This is a genomic window from Pradoshia sp. (assembly GCF_051873915.1).
Taxonomy (GTDB): domain Bacteria; phylum Bacillota; class Bacilli; order Bacillales; family Pradoshiaceae; genus Pradoshia.
In genome coordinates, this window is the sequence record NZ_JBJEFJ010000029.1 from 1 (window position 1) to 19,237 (window position 19,237).

The window sequence follows — 19,237 nt, forward strand, 5'->3', positions numbered from 1 at the left end:
AACCTGCCCGCATCAATCTGCCAAAATAAAAAACTGCCTCCCCTAAAAAGATAGGGAGGCAGTTCCGTTTCTTATTTATCATCCAGCTTAATGCCTTTTAGCAAATCAGCGAATGGATTATTGATTGGTGGTTCTTCTTTCTGCTGCTGTTTCAGGTATTTCTGAACAGTGCGCTTGTCAGCTTTGCCGCCGGATTCCTTTTTGCGTCTTTCTTCAAAGGAGGACAGCTTTTCACGGTAGCCGCATTTGCAGGTGAAGATTTGTCCTTTGCCTTCTCCGCGCAGCTCCATTTTCTTTTTACATTGCGGGCAGCGAGCATTAGTTAACCGGGCGACATTCTTGCGATAGCCGCACTCACGGTCTTGGCAGACAAGCATTTTGCCCTTCTTGCCGTTGACCTCAAGCATCGGTTTGCCGCATTCCGGACAGGATTTCGTTGAGATATTATCATGCTTGAATTTCTTATCGCTGGCCTTGATCTCAGAAACGATTTCCTTCGTGTGCTGCTTCATTTCATTGATAAAAGCATTCTTATTGAGCTTGCCTTTAGCAATCATCTCGAGCTTTTGCTCCCATTCAGCAGTCGTAGCAGGAGATTTAAGCTCATCTGGCACAAGGTCAAGCAGCTGACGGCCTTTGGACGTGATGTAAATATCCTTGCCGCCGCGTTTCTCAATCAGGAAGGAATTGAACAATTTATCGATGATATCAGCCCTTGTGGCAACTGTGCCAAGTCCGCCTGTTGATTTGAGTGTGGCAGCAAGCTTTTTGTCCTTTGTCTCCATATATTTCGTTGGGTTTTCCATCGCAGACAGCAATGTCGCTTCATTGAAGCGTGCCGGAGGCTTCGTTTGACCGGATGTTTGGTTGATAAGGGAAACCTTGAGGGTGTCGCCTTTGTTGATGCGCGGCAATAGCTGCTCCTTCACATCATCACTGGATTCCTCTTCCTCAAAGCGGTTGTTGTAAACCTCTTTCCATCCCGCCTTAGTGACCGTCTTGCCTCGGGCGATGAAGGATTCAGAGCCAATCTTCGCATGGACAGTCAATTGCTCAAATTCATGGGCAGGGTATAAGACCGCCAAGAAGCGTTTCACGACAAGGTCATAGATTTTTCGTTCCTTATCATTGAAGGCGCTGTAATGGACATAGCCCTCTGTCGGGATGATGGCATGGTGATCGCTAACCTTGCTGTCATCGACAAATGCCTTTGTTGCCTTGATCGGCTTATTGGCAATTTTATTGGCTAGCTTGCTGTATTCAGCCCCGCCGATTGCTTTCAGACGCTCCGGAATCGTGCTGACAATGTCAGAGGATAGATAGCGGGAATCCGTCCGAGGGTAGGTGAGTACCTTATGCTGCTCATACAGCTTTTGCATGATATTCAATGTTTCTTTAGCAGAGTAGCCAAATAGCTTATTGGCATCACGCTGCAGCTCAGTCAAGTCATAAAGGGCAGGGGAATAGGTTTTCTTCGCCTTACGCTCGATGGAAGCCACCACGGCATCCTGTTTCCCAAGAGCTTTGACGATTGTATCCATTTTCTCTTTATTAAAGCTGCGGCTGTTCCCGTCCTTGTCCTGCCATGTGAGGGTAAGTGCATCTGACTTTGCCTCAATCCCGTAATAGGTTTTCGGCTTGAAGTTCTTGATCTCCTCCTCACGAGCAGCAACCATGGCTACAGTCGGGGTCTGCACACGTCCGCAATTCAGCTGTGCATTATACTTCGTAGTCAATGCTCTTGTCGCATTAAGACCGATATACCAATCGGCTTCCGAACGGGCAACCGCAGAGGCATACAGATTCTCATAATCCTTGCCGGGCTTCAGGCGATTGAAGCCATCCTTGATGGCTTTATCGGTAACAGATGAAATCCATAAACGCTTGATTGGCTTCTTCACATGAGCCTTCTCGATGATCCAGCGTGCAACAAGTTCTCCCTCGCGTCCTGCGTCTGTCGCGATAATGATGTCTTTCACATCGCCGCGGGTCAGCTGGGATTTCACCGCATTGAATTGTTTACCTGTTTGCTTCATGACAACAAGCTTTAACTGCTTCGGCAGCATTGGCAGGTCCTCAAGATTCCATGTTTTATATTTTTGGTCATAGGTCTCTGGGTCAGCCAGTGTAACAAGATGACCGAGAGCCCAAGTGACGATGTATTGATCTCCTTCTAGAAATCCATTGCCCTTCTTTCTGCAATTCAGCACATTGGCGATATCGCGGGCAACAGATGGTTTTTCGGCGATTACTACGCTTTTAGCCATTATCTGAACTCCTTTACGTATTCTGTACCGTTAAATATACCATAGTTTTGGAGCTGAAAAAGGATAGACACTTAGACTAAGGAATAAGCTCAATCAAAACTTTCTGGGAGAACGATTGAGGAATCATGGAACACAGCCGGAAACAGTCGGAATGGTCCTGCTTCTTAGGGTCTAAAAATCCATTTTTGTAAAAATATTGAATCTCCATTTTCGACAAAATTCTATACAATTTGTGGTAATACAAGGAGGTTTTTAGGAAGAAAATCCTGTTTTATAGGGATTTTTCGTACATTTTGAATTATCGAACTTATTGAAATCGTTTGTCATATAGGGGCATTTATGGTACGATAAAAACGCTAAAGGTTTGAAGATCAAAAAAATTTTTACAGTCTTTAAGTACATGCTTTAGACATGAAAGGTTTTTCTGGTTTTCTACTTTTGAATATTTTCTACTAAAGTTAGGAGGCCAAAAAATGGTCGGAAAAGTAAAATGGTTTAATGCAGAAAAAGGTTTTGGTTTTATCGAGCGCGAAGATGGTGACGATGTATTCGTACACTTCTCTGCAATCCAAGGAAATGGTTTCAAAACTCTTGAAGAAGGTCAAGAAGTTGAATTTGAAATCGTTGAAGGTAACCGCGGACCACAAGCAGCTAACGTTGTTCGCATCTAATAAACCTTTTTGAACTTATACGTGAACTCATTAAGAAGGGAGAAGGCAATTATTGTCTTCTCCCTTCTTTTTTCTATGTGCATAAGACCTTCCCTGTGGTGCAAATTAAGAAGGTATGTATTCTTAACGAGCGGAGGCAGGGATAATAGATGAAGAATCAGGAGAAGAAGCTTAAATGGTGGCAATTATCGATGATTGGAGTTGGGTGTACAATCGGTACCGGCTTCTTCCTCGGGTCTGGCCTTGGAATTAAGCTCGCTGGTCCTGCCGTCTTGATTTCCTTTCTGATTGCTGGAACGGCGACTTATTTTGTGTATGATGCACTTGCATCCATGACCCAAAAGGATCCACAAAAGGGGTCGTTTCGCACATACTCCCGAAAGGCGTTCGGCAGGCCGGTTGGATTCATGAACGGCTGGATTTATTGGTTTTCTGAAATGTTTATCGTGGGGAGCCAGCTGACGGCCATTTCATTATTTTCACGCTTTTGGTTCCCGGATATCCAGCTCTGGGTATTCGCCTGTATATTTGGCGTACTTGGCCTGATTGTTATCTTAATCGGAACGAAGCTGTTTGAGCGAATGGAAAATGTCAGTGCTATTGTAAAGGTAGCGGCCATTCTGATGTTTGTCATTATCGCGATTTTAGGTTCAACCGGTGTGATTGATGGGGAAAAGGGCTTTGATTGGCCGAATACTGTTGCAGGTCTGTTTCCAACTGGATGGAAGGAAATCTGGGCTTCGCTGATCTTCGCCTTTTTTGCCTTTGGCGGGATTGAGGTCATTGGCATTATGTCGATGCGGCTTGAGAAGAAAGAGGATGCACCAAAGGCCGGGAAGATTATGCTTCTCATATTGCTCGTTATCTATTTAGTCTCTCTCAGTCTGGTTGTCTTTACGCTTCCGCATCATGATATTAAAGCAAATGAAAGTCCGTTCTTAACCGTTCTTTCCTTCTATCAGGTTCCAATTGTCGCCCATATATTTAATGCAGCCCTAATGATTGCTGGGTTCTCGACTATGTCAGCCTCCCTATATGCTGTGACGACCATGCTCGTGGCATTGGCTGAGGACCGCGATGCACCGCGCTTTGTGGGCAAAAGGGGGAGGCTGGCCATTCCGGTTCCGGCTTTTATAATCACGGTGCTCGGGCTCGTTATCTCCATTGTTCTGTCACTCCTTATGCCGAACAGTGTGTATGAATATTTTACAACCGGAGCCAGCCTGCTTATTTTGTATAATTGGATTTTGATTTTGATGACATACTCGAAGACGCTTGAGCTCTCCACAATGGATAAATGGAAACGGAATATTGCCTTTTTGTTTATCCTGCTTGGGATTACGGGAACCCTTTTTCAAAAGGGGACAAGGGGCGGACTTCTTGTCAGCCTTTGCTTTGTTGCCTTCATCGGCCTGATTACCTTTATTGTCAGCGTAAAACGAATTCGGAAACGGCCATTGACAGCAAGGCGGATGCGCAATGATTAGAAAAGGGCCTGAATCCCTTTTGAGCCGAAATATAAGCCAAATGCAATTAAGGAAGTTCCGGATAATAAGGAAACGACCCGAAGGAAGCGGTCTGTTAAAAAGCGCCTGAAGAAGCTGGATAATAAGGCAATCGTATAATCCCACAGGAAAATCCCGCAAATGATGGCGCAGCTATTAATGAAAATTTGACGTGAGGAAAAATCATCGGCTGTCTCTGCCAAAACAGAACCATAGATGCCAATCCAAAAAAGGATGCTCAGCGGATTCATCAAGGACATGAAGAAGCCTGTACGGAAGGAATGAAATCTCGTCGCATTCCTTTGAGGGCTTTTTTCATTTGCCGTCACCGAAGAGACGAGACTTTCAATGCCTGAATAAATAAGGACAAATGCTCCGAATAGCCAAAGGAAGGTCTGGATGATCGGAATATTCATATAGGTGGCTAGTCCGAAATAAACGAGAATCATATACACAATATCAGCTAGAATCGCCCCAAGACCAAACAGCCAGGCATAGCTGAAGCCTTTGCGGAGTCCGGTCTCCATCTGTGCCGCATTAATGGGTCCGATTGGTGCCGATAAGGAAATACCTAAATAAACATAGCTTAATAATCCATACATGCAAGCAAGCCCTCCGTTTCATTTGCTTGTACAAGTGTATGCAGCAGAGCGGGTCTATAAAACTAAAAGAGGAAGCGGCTGACTCTTCTCGTGCTTAATCTGCGGAGGGGCGAACATGGGCTAGCTTTGTTCGGGTTATCGTCTTTAAATTCTGTGTATGCCCATAAAAAGGATCCGTTCGCTTTTAAAACAAGAAGAACCTATTCAAAGGAGTCGTAAGATCTCTGAATGCAGTTACTGAAAGGCTGCTCAATCTAAACATAAAAAAACAGGTGAAAAGCCAAATGGCCTTTCACCTGTTTTCTTGTTTTACGCCCAAATATATGTAATGAGAGATAGCAGGATGGACGTAACAACGAGGGCAAGCAGCGGCATACCTGCTTTCTCCTTTAATTCCCGAAGGTCAATGGTGAGACCGAGACCCGCCATGGCCATGGACAATAGGAAGGTTGTCAGCATTGCGATGGAATCATATAAGGATATTGGGAACCAATCGCCTGCGATATAGGTACGGAAGATGCTGAGCGCTACAAAGCCGAGCAAGAACCATGGGAAGGCAATCTTCGTATTTTTATCGCCATGCTTTTGTCTGCTCTTCATCCAGAAGACAAGTAAGAAGCTGAACGGAATCAGAAGGAATACGCGGCATAGCTTAGCGAGAAGGGCCATAGCGACTGCTTCCTCTCCAGCCGGTTCAGCAGCCAGGGCGACATGAGCGAGCTCATGGAGACTGAGTCCTGACCAGATACCATAGCCTACCGGTGTGAGTCCGACCATTGGCAGGAGGACGGTATAGCCGACAGCGAATACGGTACCAATGAGAGCAATCATTCCGACGCTCATGGCTGTATCCTCTTCCTCAGATTGCAGGATTGGGGAAATGGCTGCAATGGCAGCCGCCCCGCATATACCTGTCCCAGCACCTAATAGGAAGGAGATATGTGGGTCAACCTTTAACCAGCGCCCAAGAAGCATCATCACGGTGATGGAGAAGACAATGACTACAAATGCTTTTCCAAGCAGTCCAAGTCCTTCACTGAAAATGATTTGCATGTCTAGTTTTAATCCGTAAAGTATAATAGCGGCACGCAAAAGAATGCGGGCAGAGAAGTGAACTCCGGAACGCAGATTCTCAGGGTAGCTGCGTACATTTCGATAAACGATGGCGAGCAGGATGCTGCATGCCAATGGTCCGATATAATCGAATACCGGTAATTCTGCTAGAATAAATCCTAATAGGGCAAGTAAAGCTGTGAAGCCAATGCCGCCCCAAAAGGAAATCCGTGAATTGGTTTGAGAAGTCATATTGTTTCACCTGTTGCCTTTCAATAAATATTTGGAACAATTGGACATAGTTCAGTGTACTGGTTTGAATTATTTTAGAAAAGCTTTATTTAGCGATAATCGTTAGTATGTTTCGCCAGTAAAACATTTTTTATACAGGACAGATAGGTCGTACCCATTTTTCACAGGGTATAACAGGGTATATACTTAAAGAAGACATAGTAGAATCATGGATGTTGAATGAAGGAGGAGCCAAACGATATGAAATGTATTGCAACTGATATGGATGGTACATTGCTGAATGAAAATCAGCGAATCAGTGATGAGAATCGTAAAGCGCTTGAAGCAGTAAGAGAGATGGGCGGACAAGTCATTATCGCAACCGGCCGTTCCTATAAGGAGGCAAGACTGGCCTTGGATGAAATAAACTTCAACTGCCCAATTATTAGTATGAATGGTGCTGCGGTTTATGACCAAAAGGGAGAGCTTCTGGTCTCTCATCCTATCTCATTTGAGGAGCTGGAAAGTACCATTACCTTCTTAGAGGAGGCTGGATTATATTTCGAGCTTTATACCAATCACGGTGTATTCTCGAAGAACCCAGAGCGTGCCATTGATTCTCTCGTGGATATCGTTTTAAGCGCTAATCCCGAGCATGACCGAGAGGATGTACGAAGGAGAGCGCTGGCAAGAATCGAATATGGGTTCTTGTTTGAAACAAAAGATTACCATGCCTTAATCAAGGAACCGGATATGCAAGTCTTTAAGATTTTAGTATTTTCCCTACAGAAAGATCAACTCAGTACAGCAGCTGAAGCCCTCGCAAAATTCGATGGGCTAACCATTACATCCTCAGCTAAAGGGAATATTGAAATCAACCACCGCGGAACCTCGAAGGGAACGGCCCTTGAGGCATTATTGAATAAACTAAGCATACCACTTGAAGAAACCATTGCAATCGGGGATAACTTGAATGATGTCTCTATGTTTGAAAAAGCGGGTCTCTCGATTGCGATGGGGAATGCGTCCGACGATATTAAGGGGATCTGCAAGGATACAACCTTATCAAACAAAGAAGACGGCGTGGCCCATGCCATCTACCGCTATATGGTTTCAAAAAAATAATCAGATATAGGTATAACACTGGGGAAAATTGGTTAAATTATAAAGGCAATGAAGTTTTCCAAAGTATCCCCCCCTTTTTGGACCGCTAGGCTCATCTAAGCCTGGCGGATTTTTTTGTTTTAAGAGAGCGATATGAGTTGAAAGGACAGAAGTTTGGATTAACACTCTTTTATATATACAAAGTATGTATATATTAAGGGTGTTATTTTATTTTCATTTGAGTAAAACCTTAATATATCTGTAATTGATTAAATAGTCCTCTACAAATAACTATATACTAAGTATATAATGGTAAAAATAAACAAAACAATGAGGGGATGATAGAATGATTCGGGTGCAGCAAGTAACAAAGGAGTTTTTGCAGGGACAAGAGAGCACACGCGTACTAAGAGGGGTTGATTTACATATAGAAGAAGGGGAATTTGTTGCCATTATGGGGCCAAGCGGTTCTGGGAAAAGTACCTTGCTTCAATTGTTGGGGGGGCTTGATGTGCCAACAAGCGGGGATATAGAGATTAAACAGAACCCCTTAAATAAGATGAATGAAAAGGAAAGGACAATCTTTCGCCGCAAATATGTAGGATTTGTTTTTCAAAATTATCAATTGCTGCCGACACTGACGGTGGAAGAAAATATTGCTTTCCCTCTTCATGCTGACGGGAAATTAACGAAGGATAAGATGGGAATGATTCAGGATTTGATTCAATCTGTAGGTTTGACAGGGCTGAATCGTAAACAGGCCAATCTCCTTAGCGGGGGGCAGCAACAGCGAGTAGCCATAGCTAGAGCACTTGTTAATAATCCGGCCGTGTTATTAGCTGATGAACCGACTGGGAACTTAGACAGAGGAAGGGCAGAGGACATATTGCGGTTATTATCCACTTTTCACCGCGAAAAAAAGCAGACCATTATGATGGTTACCCATGATCTTTTCGCAGCAGGCTTTGCCGATCGAATCATCCTTTTCAGAGATGGGGCGGTAGATCAGGTCATTTCTAGAAAGGATGATGACTATGCTAAGTATTTGGCGAATTTCATGGCGTAATATTACACAAAACAAAAAACGGTTTTTTCTTACTTTGCTGGCGATTATTCTAGGAACCTCTTTTGTCACCTCTATGTTAATAGCGGATAAAACAACAAATGATGTGTTCGATTATTATGAGCAGATGTATGTGGCCAATGCGGATTATTGGATTTTAAGTGACGAGCATACCTACTCAGAAAAGCTGGTTTCGTCCATTCAGGATCATCCCTCTGTTAAAGATGTATTACTCGCGCTTGATAAGCAAGCTTTCTTTGAACTGGATGATGATCATTCCTTGAATGAACGGTCTGTCCGTATTACAGGTGTGAGCGACCAGAACAGTTCATTGCTGGAGCTGCCGGTCATTGAAGGAAGCCTGGATAATGAAGGGGTTATCTTGCCTGCTCCTGTTGCTGAACTATTGGGGAAGGGGGTAGGTGATACGGTTCGTTTTGCTGATATGGGTGAAGCGAAGGTATCGGCTATCGTTGAATACACACAGCTGCTTGCAAGTCCTAGCGATTGGGAAGGTGCTGAATCAACTAGTTTTCGGGTAATGGCACCGCTGGAACAATTAAGAGAGTGGACAGGAATGGATGATGCCGTTTCATATGTACGCTATCAAACGAATGGCGATGGAGACATCCTTTTTCAATCTCTTCAGGAGGAACTCCATGACAATAGCGCATATGTGCAGCCAGTCGTTGCGGATACGCTCCAAAGCAACGATATAGAAGGACTTTACACATTCTTTTATTTGATTGGTGTTCTAGCCATGTTTATTAGCGGCTTTATCGTATTTAATATGATTTATACAAGTGTGATGGAAAGGAAGAAGGAATTTGCCATCATGAAAAGCCTGGGATATGTCCAGAGTACGGTGTCTAAGCTCATTCTAATGGAAATTTCCCTTCTGGCATTGATCGGAACAGTCATTGGTGTCCCGCTTGGCATATGGCTCGGAGATATATTCATGCAAGCCCTTCTAAGTGTATTTAAGTTTGATATGGTTTACAGCTTAAATTGGATAGAACCCGCCATCATAGCTGCTATTATTGGATGCTTGTTTCCGATTGTTTTTTCCCTTTTTCCTATTTATTACGCAGGGAAGACTTCCATTCTACTGACATTAAAAACAGCGAACCAACCCCAACCATCATCAAGACAGTCCATTATCAGGGCGATTATTGGTCTTAGTCTTCTAGGCTTTGTATTTGTGGACCATCCGATTTCCTATCTGGCGATTACAGCGAGCATCATTATATTATTTCCTTTTCTACTAATCGCTGTCACGTACGTATTGAGGCCGATTTTACAGTTTCTCTTTCAGTATGCTGGATTAATGGCCGTTAAGAACCTGCTGGGCCAGCTCAATCGAAATGCTAATACGGCTGCTATTCTTGCTGTGGGCATTTCCGTCATGTTATTGCTCGGTGCAGCTGTGGAGTCAGCACCTGAAGCATTAGGGAAAGAGATCAGAAACACATATGGAGGAGATGTAAAAGTAACATCTGAAGCACCATGGTCTGCTGAAGATCAAGCAAAGCTTGCTGCCTATGAATCTGTCACAGCTGTTGAACCGTTAATGGAAGCTACTCCAATTACATGGGAAACCATAAATGGAGGGAGCAGGCAATTCTCTGTTTTTGCTGTAAGCGAAGATGGCCCATCCTTATTTGAACATCCGGAGGAGAAGGATTTATATAAGGAACTGGGGCAGAAACGAGCTGTCCTGCTCGGAAATCGTGCTTTCGATGAGTGGGGCGGCCGTATAGGGCAAAGGATACAGATGAATACGCCCTCTGGTGAACAAGAGTTTGAGGTGATTGGTGCTGTCAAAACAGCTCATTATACAGGGTATGCTGCCTTTATGGATGAGAAATACCTTCGTAATGAATTTGGGTGGACCCATCCTTTTGATCTGCTGCTTTCCGTAAACAATGCAGCGAATGATTCATTAAGAGACCAGCTGTGGAATGATTTTGGTGCCCATCTTGGCAAAGTACAAACGGTAGATGATGAAATTGAATCGACTGTGTCAGCTGTTACAGGTATGAATGAACTGCTATTAGTGATGCTGGTTTTTGTGATTGGGTTAGCGAGTATTGGGACAGCGAATACGCTTTTGATGAATACATTAGAACGAATCTACGAGATTGGAACGATGAGGGCGCTTGGCTTTACGAAGCCGCAGGTCATAAAGATGATCGTAGCTGAAGGCATGCTTATTGGGTTATCTGGTGTGATTGGCGGAATTGCCGCAGGGACGATTCTGATTTATGTAACGAGTAAATCAGAATTTATGGAGGGCTTTTTAACTTTCCAATTACCCGTAAGTAACGTTATACTAGCAATGATTTCAGGAGTATTGCTAAGCCTTTGTGCAGCATGGACTTCTAGCAGAAGTGCAAGTAATATGGATATCCCATCATCACTCAAAGAAGGTTGATAAAAAATGTCGGTGAAATACGGAATTTTGACATTGTTATTTCAGGAAAAACATCATGGCTACGAATTGAAGATTGAATTGGATACCCTTCTTGGGATTAAAGGGAAAATAAACCCGGGCCAAATTTATACGACGCTTGACCGCCTCATCCGTGATGAGCTTGTCACATCACCAGGAATGGATAATCAAGAAAGAAAAATGTTCGAGTTAACGTCAAAGGGCAAAGTCGAGTTAGAAAAATGGCTGCTAGAACCTGTTCCTTATCATACGACGAAAGAGGATTTCTTCTTTAAATGGAGCTGCGCTCGAAGAATTCACTTTGAGCAGGAGAAGAAAATGATTGAACAGCAAAAGGCGATGATTATCAAGGAAGTAATGGAATTAACCAAATTAAAAACGGAATGGCTTATTCAAGGGGATGAAAATAGATATTTCTTGATTACGGGTACATTATTGCATTTAGAGGCAGATTTGAATTGGATGAACCTGGTGGAAAATCGAATGCAATGAAGGAGAGGATAGATAGAGCCAATTTTTTTGATTGGGCTCATCTATCCTCTTTTAATGAAATGACTAAGGATATACTAGCGTATGTCCTCAGCCCACTTATATTCGTAAAATCGCTCATAGAATAAGCGGCTTTCAAGCTCCTCATTCTTCTGCTCCAGTAGGGCAGGCCATGAGGCCATCATTGCTTCCGTTTGAGAGCGGTGTGCCGCAATGGCCGCAAGCTTTGTTTCAATGACATCCTGGATAAAGTGAACAACATCAGGCTTGCCGAGCACCTCTTGATGATTATTGGAGAACGCCACACAATAAAGCTTCGGACGGTTGGCTTTATCCATTGAGCCGACTGCACGGACGACAGCCCGGCCTGTTGCCTCATGGTCCGGATGAACGCTGAATCCTGGATAGAACGTAATGATCAAGGATGGGTTCACTTCCTCAATGGCTGCACGAATGCGGTTAGCCAGCGCTTCTTCATTCTCGAACTCGACCGTTTTGTCACGGAGCCCCCACATGCGCAGGTCCTGAATGCCCATCACATTAGCAGCATCCATCAATTCCTGTCTCCGAATATTCGGGAGTGATTCCCTTGTGGCAAATGGAGGGTTTCCTAGATTACGTCCCATTTCACCGAGTGTCAGGCAAATATAGGTGACAGGTGTGTTGTTTTTTGTATAGGAGGCAATGGTCCCAGACACTCCAAAGGCTTCATCATCTGGATGAGGGAAGATTACCAGTACATGTCTCTCAGTTTCCATTATTCACAACTCCTTACTTGTCAAATGGGGTATTGCTCAGTTCAAAGGCAACGGCTAAACGCCCTTGATGATCAAGGCCTGCCATGAGCAAGCGGCCGAACTCATCGATTTCATAATGGGTGATGCCCTCAGCATAAACCCAGCCGTTTTCCATCCGCAGTCCTGCGCGGTACGGGCCGTCGCCGATAATTTTTCCTTCCTCAAACGTGATGGCGACATTGCGGATGAAAGCGCCCGCTGAGAAAAAGGATTCGTCATTATGGGATGCATAGGCCCCGTTCGTTGTTTCTAAATGCAGGTATATAGGATGACCGGCAAATGTTTGCAGGGATGCTTGAGCATCGAGAAGATCTATTGGCTTCATGATACTACCTCCTGGTTTATATCTAAAGTAATCCTAGTGTTTTACTCCATCATACTAAATAGCGTATTAAATTGCGAAAGGAGAACCGAAGGAATAAAGAAGCTGCCGGAGACAATCGCGCCGGCAGCTTTTCAAGTCAGGCCATTATTTAAATGTCCGATAGGCCCCATGCATAACAGGTCCAACGAATTCATTCAGCTTCCAGCCGTGCTCTATCGCGGCGGAGATGAAGTTCTTCGCAGTTTCAAGCGCCTCTTCAACGGATTTGCCTTTTGCTAATTCAGCTGTAATGGCTGCTGCTGTTGTGCAGCCTGCTCCGTGTGTATAAGTTGTTTGGATCTTCTCAGATTCTAGGATGGTGAAGTTTTGGCCATCGTAGACTAAGTCAATGGCTTTATCCTGACCCTCAAGTTTTGTGCCGCCTTTGATCAAGACGTATTTCGCTCCTTGGTCATGGATGATTTCAGCTGCACGCTGCATTTCTTCAACAGTCGTGATCGGTCCGAGGCCGGATAGCTGCCAAGCCTCAAATAAGTTCGGTGTCACCACAGTTGCCAGCGGAAGAAGCAATTCACGCATCGCAACCGTGTTTTCCGGCATCAAGACCTCATCCGTTCCTTTGCAGACCATAACAGGGTCGATAACGACTTTATCAAGGCCGTATTCCTTGATTTTTTTAGCTGCGAGCTCAATGATCTCCACAGAGCCGAGCATGCCTGTTTTCATGGCATCGATGCCAGTCGAAAGAATCGTATCAAGCTGTGCTTCAACAACGGATGTCTCTATTGGAAATACATTATGGGACCAGTTGTTTTTCGGATCCATGGCAACGATGGAAGTGACAGCGGTCATCCCATATACGCCTAATTCCTGAAATGTTTTCAAGTCAGCCTGAAGCCCAGCACCGCCGCTGCTATCAGACCCGGCAATCGTTAACGCCTTTTTTAAACTCATGAGCCTTCTTTCCTCCCTCAAGTACATCAACTTTTACGTATACATTTAAATATATATCAAAATAAAAGGCGATGCACCTCAATCTTGTCTAATATTATATACCTTCCATTCAATGGAAACGAATTGTCTGCTTGCCTGATTATATTTCCGCGGGAGCGGGGATGAGAATGATATAATTTGTCAATAAGAGCCACTCATGTCAGATTTAAGGAAGAGGAGATGGGGTAAATAACAGGTGGTAAAAGGGGGAGTGGCAAATGAACCGAACAATCATCCTTTTGGCCGGGGGCCAATCAAGTCGGATGGGAACGAATAAGGCGCTTCTTCCAATAGAAGGGGAGACCGTTATTTCACGCATCGCGAAGGAGGCAGGCCGGATAGGCGGCGAGCTGCTGCTTGTCACAAATGAGCCTGAAGTGTATGAATTCCTCCATCTGCCACATGTCAGAGACTTGCGTGCGGGAATGGGACCCCTTGCTGGACTGGAGGCCGGATTGACCGCTTCAGCTACAGAGCATAATCTTCTGATTGCCTGTGACTTGCCCTTTTTCAAGGCTGGGACAGGGGAGCGGCTGCTGCGCTATCTAGATCAATATGAGCTTGCTGTTCCGCGGACGGAAGGTCGGCTTCATCCTTTATGCGCAGCCTATCATAAATCCCTCCTTCCTCATGTGCAGTATGCACTCGATGCCGGGCAAAGGCGCATGGATTCCCTGCTTGATGCAGCAAGGGCAAAAATCGTAGAAGAAGAAAATCCACGCTGTTTCTTCAATATGAATACGATGCAGGACTATGAATGGATGAAAAGGATACATAAGGGGGAAGGTCATGAAATTTCAGCTGACTGATGAACCAATTAATGTGAATGAGGTCATGAATAAGGTCATTAAGCGGGAAGCCGGGGCTGTCACTCTTTTCGTCGGGACGGTCAGGGAGCTGACGAACGGAAAGAAGACCCTATACTTAATCTATGAAGCTTATGAAGCAATGGCAGTCAAGAAGCTTGCCCAGATTGGACACGAGATTCAACAAAAATGGATGGGAGCAGATGTCGCAATCACACACCGGACCGGCAAACTGGACATTAGTGATATTGCTGTCGTTATTGCTGTCTCTACACCTCACCGCCATGATGCCTATGAGGCGAATCGTTATGCCATTGAACGAATTAAGGAAATTGTGCCAATCTGGAAAAAAGAGCATTGGGAAAACGGCGAGGAATGGGTAGGCAATCAGCTTGAGACGGTGAGTTACCCAGCCGGAAGGCCGGAGGAGGGGGAGAGTAAATGATTAAAATCTTATACTTTGCCAGTTTAAAAGAAGCCGCAAAGCGTGAATCAGAACAGGTCGATGCAGCCGGCAAGACCATCGCTGAATTGAAGGCCTTGCTCATGGAGCGTCATTCCATAACGCTCGATGGGGCGATGACCGCTGTGAATGAGGAATTTACAGAGGATGAAACCATCCTGCATGACTTGGATACAGTCGCCTTCATCCCGCCGGTAAGCGGAGGATGAGCAGGATGGAACGCTATTCAAGGCAGCTGCTGTTCCCGCAAGTCGGGCAGACAGGCCAAGAGAAGCTTGGCAAGAAGCATGTGCTCATCATTGGGGCTGGGGCGCTTGGTTCAGCCCTCTCGGAAATGCTGGTCCGTGCAGGTATTCAGTCGCTGACCATTGTAGACCGAGATTATGTAGAGTACAGCAATCTGCAGCGTCAGCAGCTTTATACAGAACAGGATGCCGAGGAGCGCCTGCCTAAGGCAGAGGCGGCAAGGAGGCGCTTGGAAAGGGTGAACCAATCTGTCAGGATTGAGTCGATCGTAACGGATGCCACACCTGAAGTGATGGAACCATTGGTTAAGGAGGCAGACTTAATTCTCGATGCGACGGATAATTTTGAGACTAGAATGATCATCAACGACCTGTCTCAAAAGCATCGCACCCCTTGGGTATACGGAGCATGTGTCGGCAGTACAGGAATGTGTCTTGCCATTCTTCCAGGGAAGACCCCTTGCCTCAATTGCCTCCTCAAAGCCGTGCCCGTACAAGGGCTGACCTGTGACACGGGCGGCATCATCAGCCCGGCTGTCCAAATGGCAGCTGCCCATCAAATGGCGGAGGCACTGAAGATTCTTGTAGAGGATTATGGGGCGGTTCGCGAAGGCCTCGTCTTTTTTGACCTATGGAAGAATGATTACCAGCAATTTAAGACGAGGAAAATGAAGAAGGATAGCTGTCTATCTTGTGGGAGCAATCCCGAATACCCTTTCCTTAAGCGGGATAATGTGACCAAGACAGCCGTTTTATGTGGGCGGGATACCGTCCAAGTCCGTCCGCCGCAAAGGATGAAGCTGAACTTTTCCATCCTTGCCCGCCAGCTGATCCAAGGCGGCTATCAGGTTGATGGAAATGCCTTTTTGCTCAACATTCAAGGGGAGGGAAAGAGGATGGTCCTCTTTGAAGATGGCCGGGCCCTTATCCATGAGACAAAGGATATTCAGGAGGCGAAATCGCTTTATCAGCGTATTCTCGGCTGACATAGAAAGAGCTCCAGACCAATAGCCTGGAGCTCTTTTATATAGAAAATGTTCATCCTCTGCGCACATTACATAACTTTTGTGTTGTTCGTGTCATCGGTTTGGTTGGAGGCTACAACGACAACTTTATGGTTATCCAATTCTTCCTCGTATTGGCCTGCTTCCATTTCAGAAAGTCCGAGTGACATGAATTTGCTGCGCAACTCATCACCGCGGGATTTGAATAGGTTGCCGACTGTTTCGAAAAGGCCGGTTTCCTTCAACCCGACAGAGCCAGAATCAGTTGCATCTGTTAAGTCCTTCGAAAAATCTTTATCGTGCGCAAATACATAAACATGATCTTTAGAGTAGCCTTCTGCCACTAATTGCTCTATTTTAGCTTTTGCTTGTACCGAATTTTCTACAACATGTACGGAATACATCAAATCGTCCTCCTTGTGTTTTGGTATCTGTTAACATTGTTTCCACACTATGTATATATCCCGGAGAACAATGGGGTAAACATCAAGGGTAGAATCGGGCGTAACGTATTTAGTAAGATAGCAGGGGAGATGATGAAAATGAAAAAACCAATTTTCCAAAATGATTGGCAGAGTGTACTCGAGAAAGAATTTGAGAAGCCCTATTACCTTGAACTTCGCCAATTTCTAAAAGAAGAATATGAGAATAAGAGCATTTATCCAAAAAAAGAGGATATCTTCAATGCGCTACATTACACGAGTTATGAACAAGTGAAGGTCGTTCTGCTTGGACAGGACCCCTACCATGGGCCAAATCAAGCACATGGCCTAAGCTTCTCTGTCCAGCCGGGGGTCAAGGTGCCGCCGTCGCTGCGCAATATGTTCAAGGAGCTGCACAGTGACCTCGGACTGCCAATACCAGCTGATGGCTATTTGAAGAGTTGGGCCGATGAAGGCGTGCTTCTCTTGAACACCGTACTCACCGTTCGGAAGGGAGAAGCCAATTCCCACAAAGGCCGAGGCTGGGAAACCTTCACAGATACCGTCATACAGTCACTTAATGAAAAAGAGGAGCCCGTCGTATTCCTATTATGGGGAAAGCCTGCTCAATCCAAGTTACCGCTGATTGATACGAAGAAGCATCATGTCCTGACAGCTGCCCATCCTAGCCCGTTCTCCGCTCATCGCGGCTTCTTCGGAAGCAAGCCTTTCTCCAAAACCAATGAGCTCCTTAAAGCAGACGGCCGCGGCGAAATAGACTGGTCCCTTCCAAATGCGCCGCAGAACCCTCCTATGGTATGATGAAAGCGAAGCGGGGGTGAGTGCATGGAAATCACATCAGAAGCCGTCCTTTCGAAAGCAGAAGAGCTCATTCGGAAGGCCAAACAAACAAGCGGAGAAGAGCAAAAGGGCTACATAATCGCGGCAAAAAGCCTCATGGAGCTCATGCTCGCACCAGAACAGCGTCGGTCAGCTCCTGTACAAGAGAGCTATCGTCCAATCGTCCAGCAGCCAATCACACAGCCAAAAACCATCTCACTTCCAAACGAACAGCCGGTTCGCATGGAAGACGCAAATGGTGATTCATTATTTGACTTCTAGACTATTGATAAAGGGGAGAAAAGCAGGTGAAGACATTCATCATCATCGCTGCAATCAACGCAGCACTGGCCGTGGCACTAGGAGCATTTGGCGCCCATGGCCTTGAGGGGAAAATAGCAGACAAATATCTAGAAACCTGGCAAACAGGTGTCCAGTATCAAATGTTTCATGCAGGAGGCCTGCTCGCCATCGGCCTACTATGGAATCATCTATCCTCACATCAATTACTAAGCTGGTCCGGATGGGTCATGCTCGCGGGTATCATTCTCTTCTCCGGAAGCCTCTACATCCTAAGCGTGAGCGGTATCTCGAAGCTCGGAATGATCACGCCGCTCGGAGGCGTTGCCTTCATCGCATCCTGGGTATTAATGATTGTCGCTGTTTACAAATACAGCTAAGAAGGAAAGGGCACCCTCCTCTGTGAGGAAGGTGCCCTTGTCTATATCTTCAGACCCCTCCGAATGCTACCTCGGAAGGCCTCCGAACTCTGGTGCATACTCAATCTCCTCATCAAAGGACACATAATCCAAGTAAATCAGCGGAAGCAAATAACGCATTCCCGTCTGCGGATCACTCAAAATCAAATGATCGCGGCCGGCTGCCTCAATAATCCCCTTAAACAGCTTCGTATTATTCTCCTTCGCACCCTCAAACGTCATAAACACCGAAGCCAATTTCCCTTTATTCAAGCGCAAAATATTCTCAATATATGACTGCTGCTCAGTAGGCGGGCTGGCAGACCCGCCGGCATTTGGCGCCGGCGATGTCTGGAACGGAGAACCAGACGGAGGCATCTGAGACATCTGCGGCATCTGCCCCTGCTGCGGATACCCGCTAGGAGGCTGCTGCTGTTGCCTCGGCGCCCCGTTCTGCTGGGCCATATAAGGATTGTAAGGAACTTGGTATCCTCCGTTAAAAGGACCGCCTCCCCCATAAGATGGTGAACCGGGTTGTTGCATAAATGAATCCTCCTTTTATCACAATTATTAATCAAAAACAGTCGGGCACTCGGACTCGACAGGAGCAAAAAAGCAATGGTTCTTATAACGACCAGAATTATACTGACCATACCACTGGGAAGGACAACTGCCCTCCGGCCTGAAAAACCAAAGCGAATACGTAGCCGGATGAAACCGCTCCCCATTAATCACCCTTCTCGCCAAACGAATATCACTCTCTCGGGCCCGTTGGTAAAAATAACCCTTCTGTGTCGCCTCAAACCCCCCAGGATTCTGAAAAACCATCTGCGGAATCGATCGGATATTCACAAAATCCAAGCATTCACCCCGGACCCTGTTCACTCCCACATTCCCCACCATCAGCATCCCAAGTTCACCCTCACCCTCTGCCTCAGCCCTCATCAACCGGGCGAGCAACTTAACATCTTCCTCAGTGTACTGGATAACAGCCAAGTCTCGAAGCACCTCTTTTCTGATGATCTAAGTATGATGAAGTCAATTTCTTAAAGAAAAAAAGGCATGCTCACTAATGAAAATTATGCAAGAGGAGACCGGCTTATGATAAAAAAGTGCGGAGGGGGGTGTATAGGCACTCTTTTCTGTGCTTCTTGCAAGAGGAGTGAAGGGTGGGGAAGAAATGGGAGAAGCGTGGCAATGCCCAGGG

22 protein-coding genes are annotated in these 19,237 nt (G+C 45.6%); 13 read left to right on the top strand and 9 right to left on the bottom strand.

Features of this window, described 5'->3' with window-relative positions; all coding sequences use genetic code 11:
* Positions 1-71: 71 nt before the first annotated feature.
* Positions 72-2,267 (bottom strand): DNA topoisomerase III, encoded by a 2,196-nt coding sequence (locus ACI35L_RS03140; RefSeq protein WP_049669246.1) that lies wholly within the window; start codon positions 2,265-2,267, stop codon positions 72-74.
* 473 nt (positions 2,268-2,740) lie between these two features.
* Here ACI35L_RS03140 and cspD point away from each other — a divergent pair, with 473 nt between their 5' ends.
* Entirely contained in the window at positions 2,741-2,938 is a 198-nt protein-coding gene (gene cspD, locus ACI35L_RS03145) for a cold-shock protein CspD (protein ID WP_049669247.1), read from the top strand.
* Between the two features lie 149 nt (positions 2,939-3,087).
* A complete protein-coding gene (locus ACI35L_RS03150; RefSeq protein ID WP_049669248.1) occupies positions 3,088-4,425 on the top strand; it encodes an amino acid permease in 1,338 nt (445 codons plus the stop codon).
* Here the strand turns inward: ACI35L_RS03150 and ACI35L_RS03155 are convergent.
* Complete coding sequence (locus ACI35L_RS03155) at positions 4,422-5,045, bottom strand: LysE family transporter (RefSeq protein WP_439802223.1); 624 nt, start codon at positions 5,043-5,045, stop codon at positions 4,422-4,424. The genes ACI35L_RS03150 and ACI35L_RS03155 overlap by 4 nt on opposite strands.
* Positions 5,046-5,354: 309 nt before the next feature.
* Positions 5,355-6,350 carry a YeiH family protein gene (locus ACI35L_RS03160; protein WP_049669250.1) on the bottom strand — a complete coding sequence of 332 codons (996 nt, stop codon included), beginning with the start codon at positions 6,348-6,350 and terminating at the stop codon, positions 5,355-5,357.
* A gap of 240 nt (positions 6,351-6,590) precedes the next feature.
* Here ACI35L_RS03160 and ACI35L_RS03165 point away from each other — a divergent pair, with 240 nt between their 5' ends.
* The 4 genes from ACI35L_RS03165 (at position 6,591) to ACI35L_RS03180 (ending at position 11,440) form a co-directional block, all read left to right on the top strand.
* A complete protein-coding gene (locus tag ACI35L_RS03165) occupies positions 6,591-7,454 on the top strand; it encodes a Cof-type HAD-IIB family hydrolase (RefSeq protein ID WP_049669251.1) in 864 nt (287 codons plus the stop codon).
* A 325-nt stretch (positions 7,455-7,779) separates the two neighbouring features.
* Entirely contained in the window at positions 7,780-8,499 is a 720-nt protein-coding gene (locus ACI35L_RS03170) for an ABC transporter ATP-binding protein (protein ID WP_049669252.1), read from the top strand.
* The gene (locus ACI35L_RS03175; RefSeq protein ID WP_439802224.1) at positions 8,468-10,930 is read left to right on the top strand and encodes an ABC transporter permease; all 2,463 of its coding nucleotides are present in this window, start codon (positions 8,468-8,470) and stop codon (positions 10,928-10,930) included. The genes ACI35L_RS03170 and ACI35L_RS03175 overlap by 32 nt, the downstream gene beginning before the upstream one ends.
* A gap of 6 nt (positions 10,931-10,936) precedes the next feature.
* Positions 10,937-11,440, top strand: coding sequence for a PadR family transcriptional regulator (locus ACI35L_RS03180; RefSeq protein ID WP_439802225.1), 504 nt, complete (start codon positions 10,937-10,939; stop codon positions 11,438-11,440).
* Positions 11,441-11,514: 74 nt separating this feature from the next.
* Here the strand turns inward: ACI35L_RS03180 and bshB2 are convergent, their stop codons facing one another.
* The 3 genes from bshB2 to pdxK all read right to left on the bottom strand — a co-directional run bounded on the left by bshB2 (position 11,515) and on the right by pdxK (position 13,513).
* Positions 11,515-12,195, bottom strand: coding sequence for a bacillithiol biosynthesis deacetylase BshB2 (gene bshB2, locus ACI35L_RS03185; protein ID WP_439802226.1), 681 nt, complete (start codon positions 12,193-12,195; stop codon positions 11,515-11,517).
* A gap of 13 nt (positions 12,196-12,208) precedes the next feature.
* Positions 12,209-12,559 carry a YojF family protein gene (locus ACI35L_RS03190; protein WP_049669256.1) on the bottom strand — a complete coding sequence of 117 codons (351 nt, stop codon included), beginning with the start codon at positions 12,557-12,559 and terminating at the stop codon, positions 12,209-12,211.
* Between the two features lie 144 nt (positions 12,560-12,703).
* The gene (gene pdxK, locus ACI35L_RS03195) at positions 12,704-13,513 is read right to left on the bottom strand and encodes a pyridoxine/pyridoxal/pyridoxamine kinase (protein WP_049669257.1); all 810 of its coding nucleotides are present in this window, start codon (positions 13,511-13,513) and stop codon (positions 12,704-12,706) included.
* Between the two features lie 257 nt (positions 13,514-13,770).
* On the opposite strand from pdxK, the gene mobA reads away from it, so the two are divergent.
* Genes mobA through ACI35L_RS03215 form a run of 4 tightly spaced genes read left to right on the top strand, consistent with a single transcriptional unit; the run spans position 13,771 to position 16,052 of the window.
* On the top strand, positions 13,771-14,361 hold the full coding sequence (gene mobA, locus ACI35L_RS03200; RefSeq protein ID WP_439802227.1) for a molybdenum cofactor guanylyltransferase: 591 nt from the start codon (positions 13,771-13,773) through the stop codon (positions 14,359-14,361).
* On the top strand, positions 14,342-14,803 hold the full coding sequence (locus tag ACI35L_RS03205; RefSeq protein ID WP_049669258.1) for a molybdenum cofactor biosynthesis protein MoaE: 462 nt from the start codon (positions 14,342-14,344) through the stop codon (positions 14,801-14,803). Before mobA ends, ACI35L_RS03205 begins: the two co-directional genes overlap by 20 nt.
* Positions 14,800-15,030 carry a molybdopterin converting factor subunit 1 gene (moaD, locus tag ACI35L_RS03210; protein ID WP_049669259.1) on the top strand — a complete coding sequence of 77 codons (231 nt, stop codon included), beginning with the start codon at positions 14,800-14,802 and terminating at the stop codon, positions 15,028-15,030. Before ACI35L_RS03205 ends, moaD begins: the two co-directional genes overlap by 4 nt.
* A gap of 5 nt (positions 15,031-15,035) precedes the next feature.
* A complete protein-coding gene (locus tag ACI35L_RS03215; RefSeq protein ID WP_439802228.1) occupies positions 15,036-16,052 on the top strand; it encodes a MoeB/ThiF family adenylyltransferase in 1,017 nt (338 codons plus the stop codon).
* A gap of 68 nt (positions 16,053-16,120) precedes the next feature.
* Here the strand turns inward: ACI35L_RS03215 and ACI35L_RS03220 are convergent, their stop codons facing one another.
* Positions 16,121-16,474 (bottom strand): general stress protein, encoded by a 354-nt coding sequence (locus tag ACI35L_RS03220; RefSeq protein ID WP_049669261.1) that lies wholly within the window; start codon positions 16,472-16,474, stop codon positions 16,121-16,123.
* 138 nt (positions 16,475-16,612) lie between these two features.
* Here ACI35L_RS03220 and ACI35L_RS03225 point away from each other — a divergent pair, with 138 nt between their 5' ends.
* Genes ACI35L_RS03225 through ACI35L_RS03235 form a run of 3 tightly spaced genes read left to right on the top strand, consistent with a single transcriptional unit; the run spans position 16,613 to position 18,012 of the window.
* Complete coding sequence (locus ACI35L_RS03225) at positions 16,613-17,314, top strand: uracil-DNA glycosylase (protein ID WP_439802229.1); 702 nt, start codon at positions 16,613-16,615, stop codon at positions 17,312-17,314.
* Between the two features lie 24 nt (positions 17,315-17,338).
* Positions 17,339-17,614 (top strand): DUF5327 family protein, encoded by a 276-nt coding sequence (locus ACI35L_RS03230; protein ID WP_439802230.1) that lies wholly within the window; start codon positions 17,339-17,341, stop codon positions 17,612-17,614.
* A 26-nt stretch (positions 17,615-17,640) separates the two neighbouring features.
* Positions 17,641-18,012 (top strand): DUF423 domain-containing protein, encoded by a 372-nt coding sequence (locus tag ACI35L_RS03235; RefSeq protein ID WP_439802231.1) that lies wholly within the window; start codon positions 17,641-17,643, stop codon positions 18,010-18,012.
* A 66-nt stretch (positions 18,013-18,078) separates the two neighbouring features.
* Here the strand turns inward: ACI35L_RS03235 and gerQ are convergent, their stop codons facing one another.
* A complete protein-coding gene (gerQ, locus tag ACI35L_RS03240; protein ID WP_439802232.1) occupies positions 18,079-18,573 on the bottom strand; it encodes a spore coat protein GerQ in 495 nt (164 codons plus the stop codon).
* 27 nt (positions 18,574-18,600) lie between these two features.
* Positions 18,601-19,026, bottom strand: a complete 426-nt coding sequence (locus ACI35L_RS03245; RefSeq protein WP_049669265.1) for a cell wall hydrolase — start codon at positions 19,024-19,026, stop codon at positions 18,601-18,603.
* Positions 19,027-19,237 lie beyond the last annotated feature (211 nt).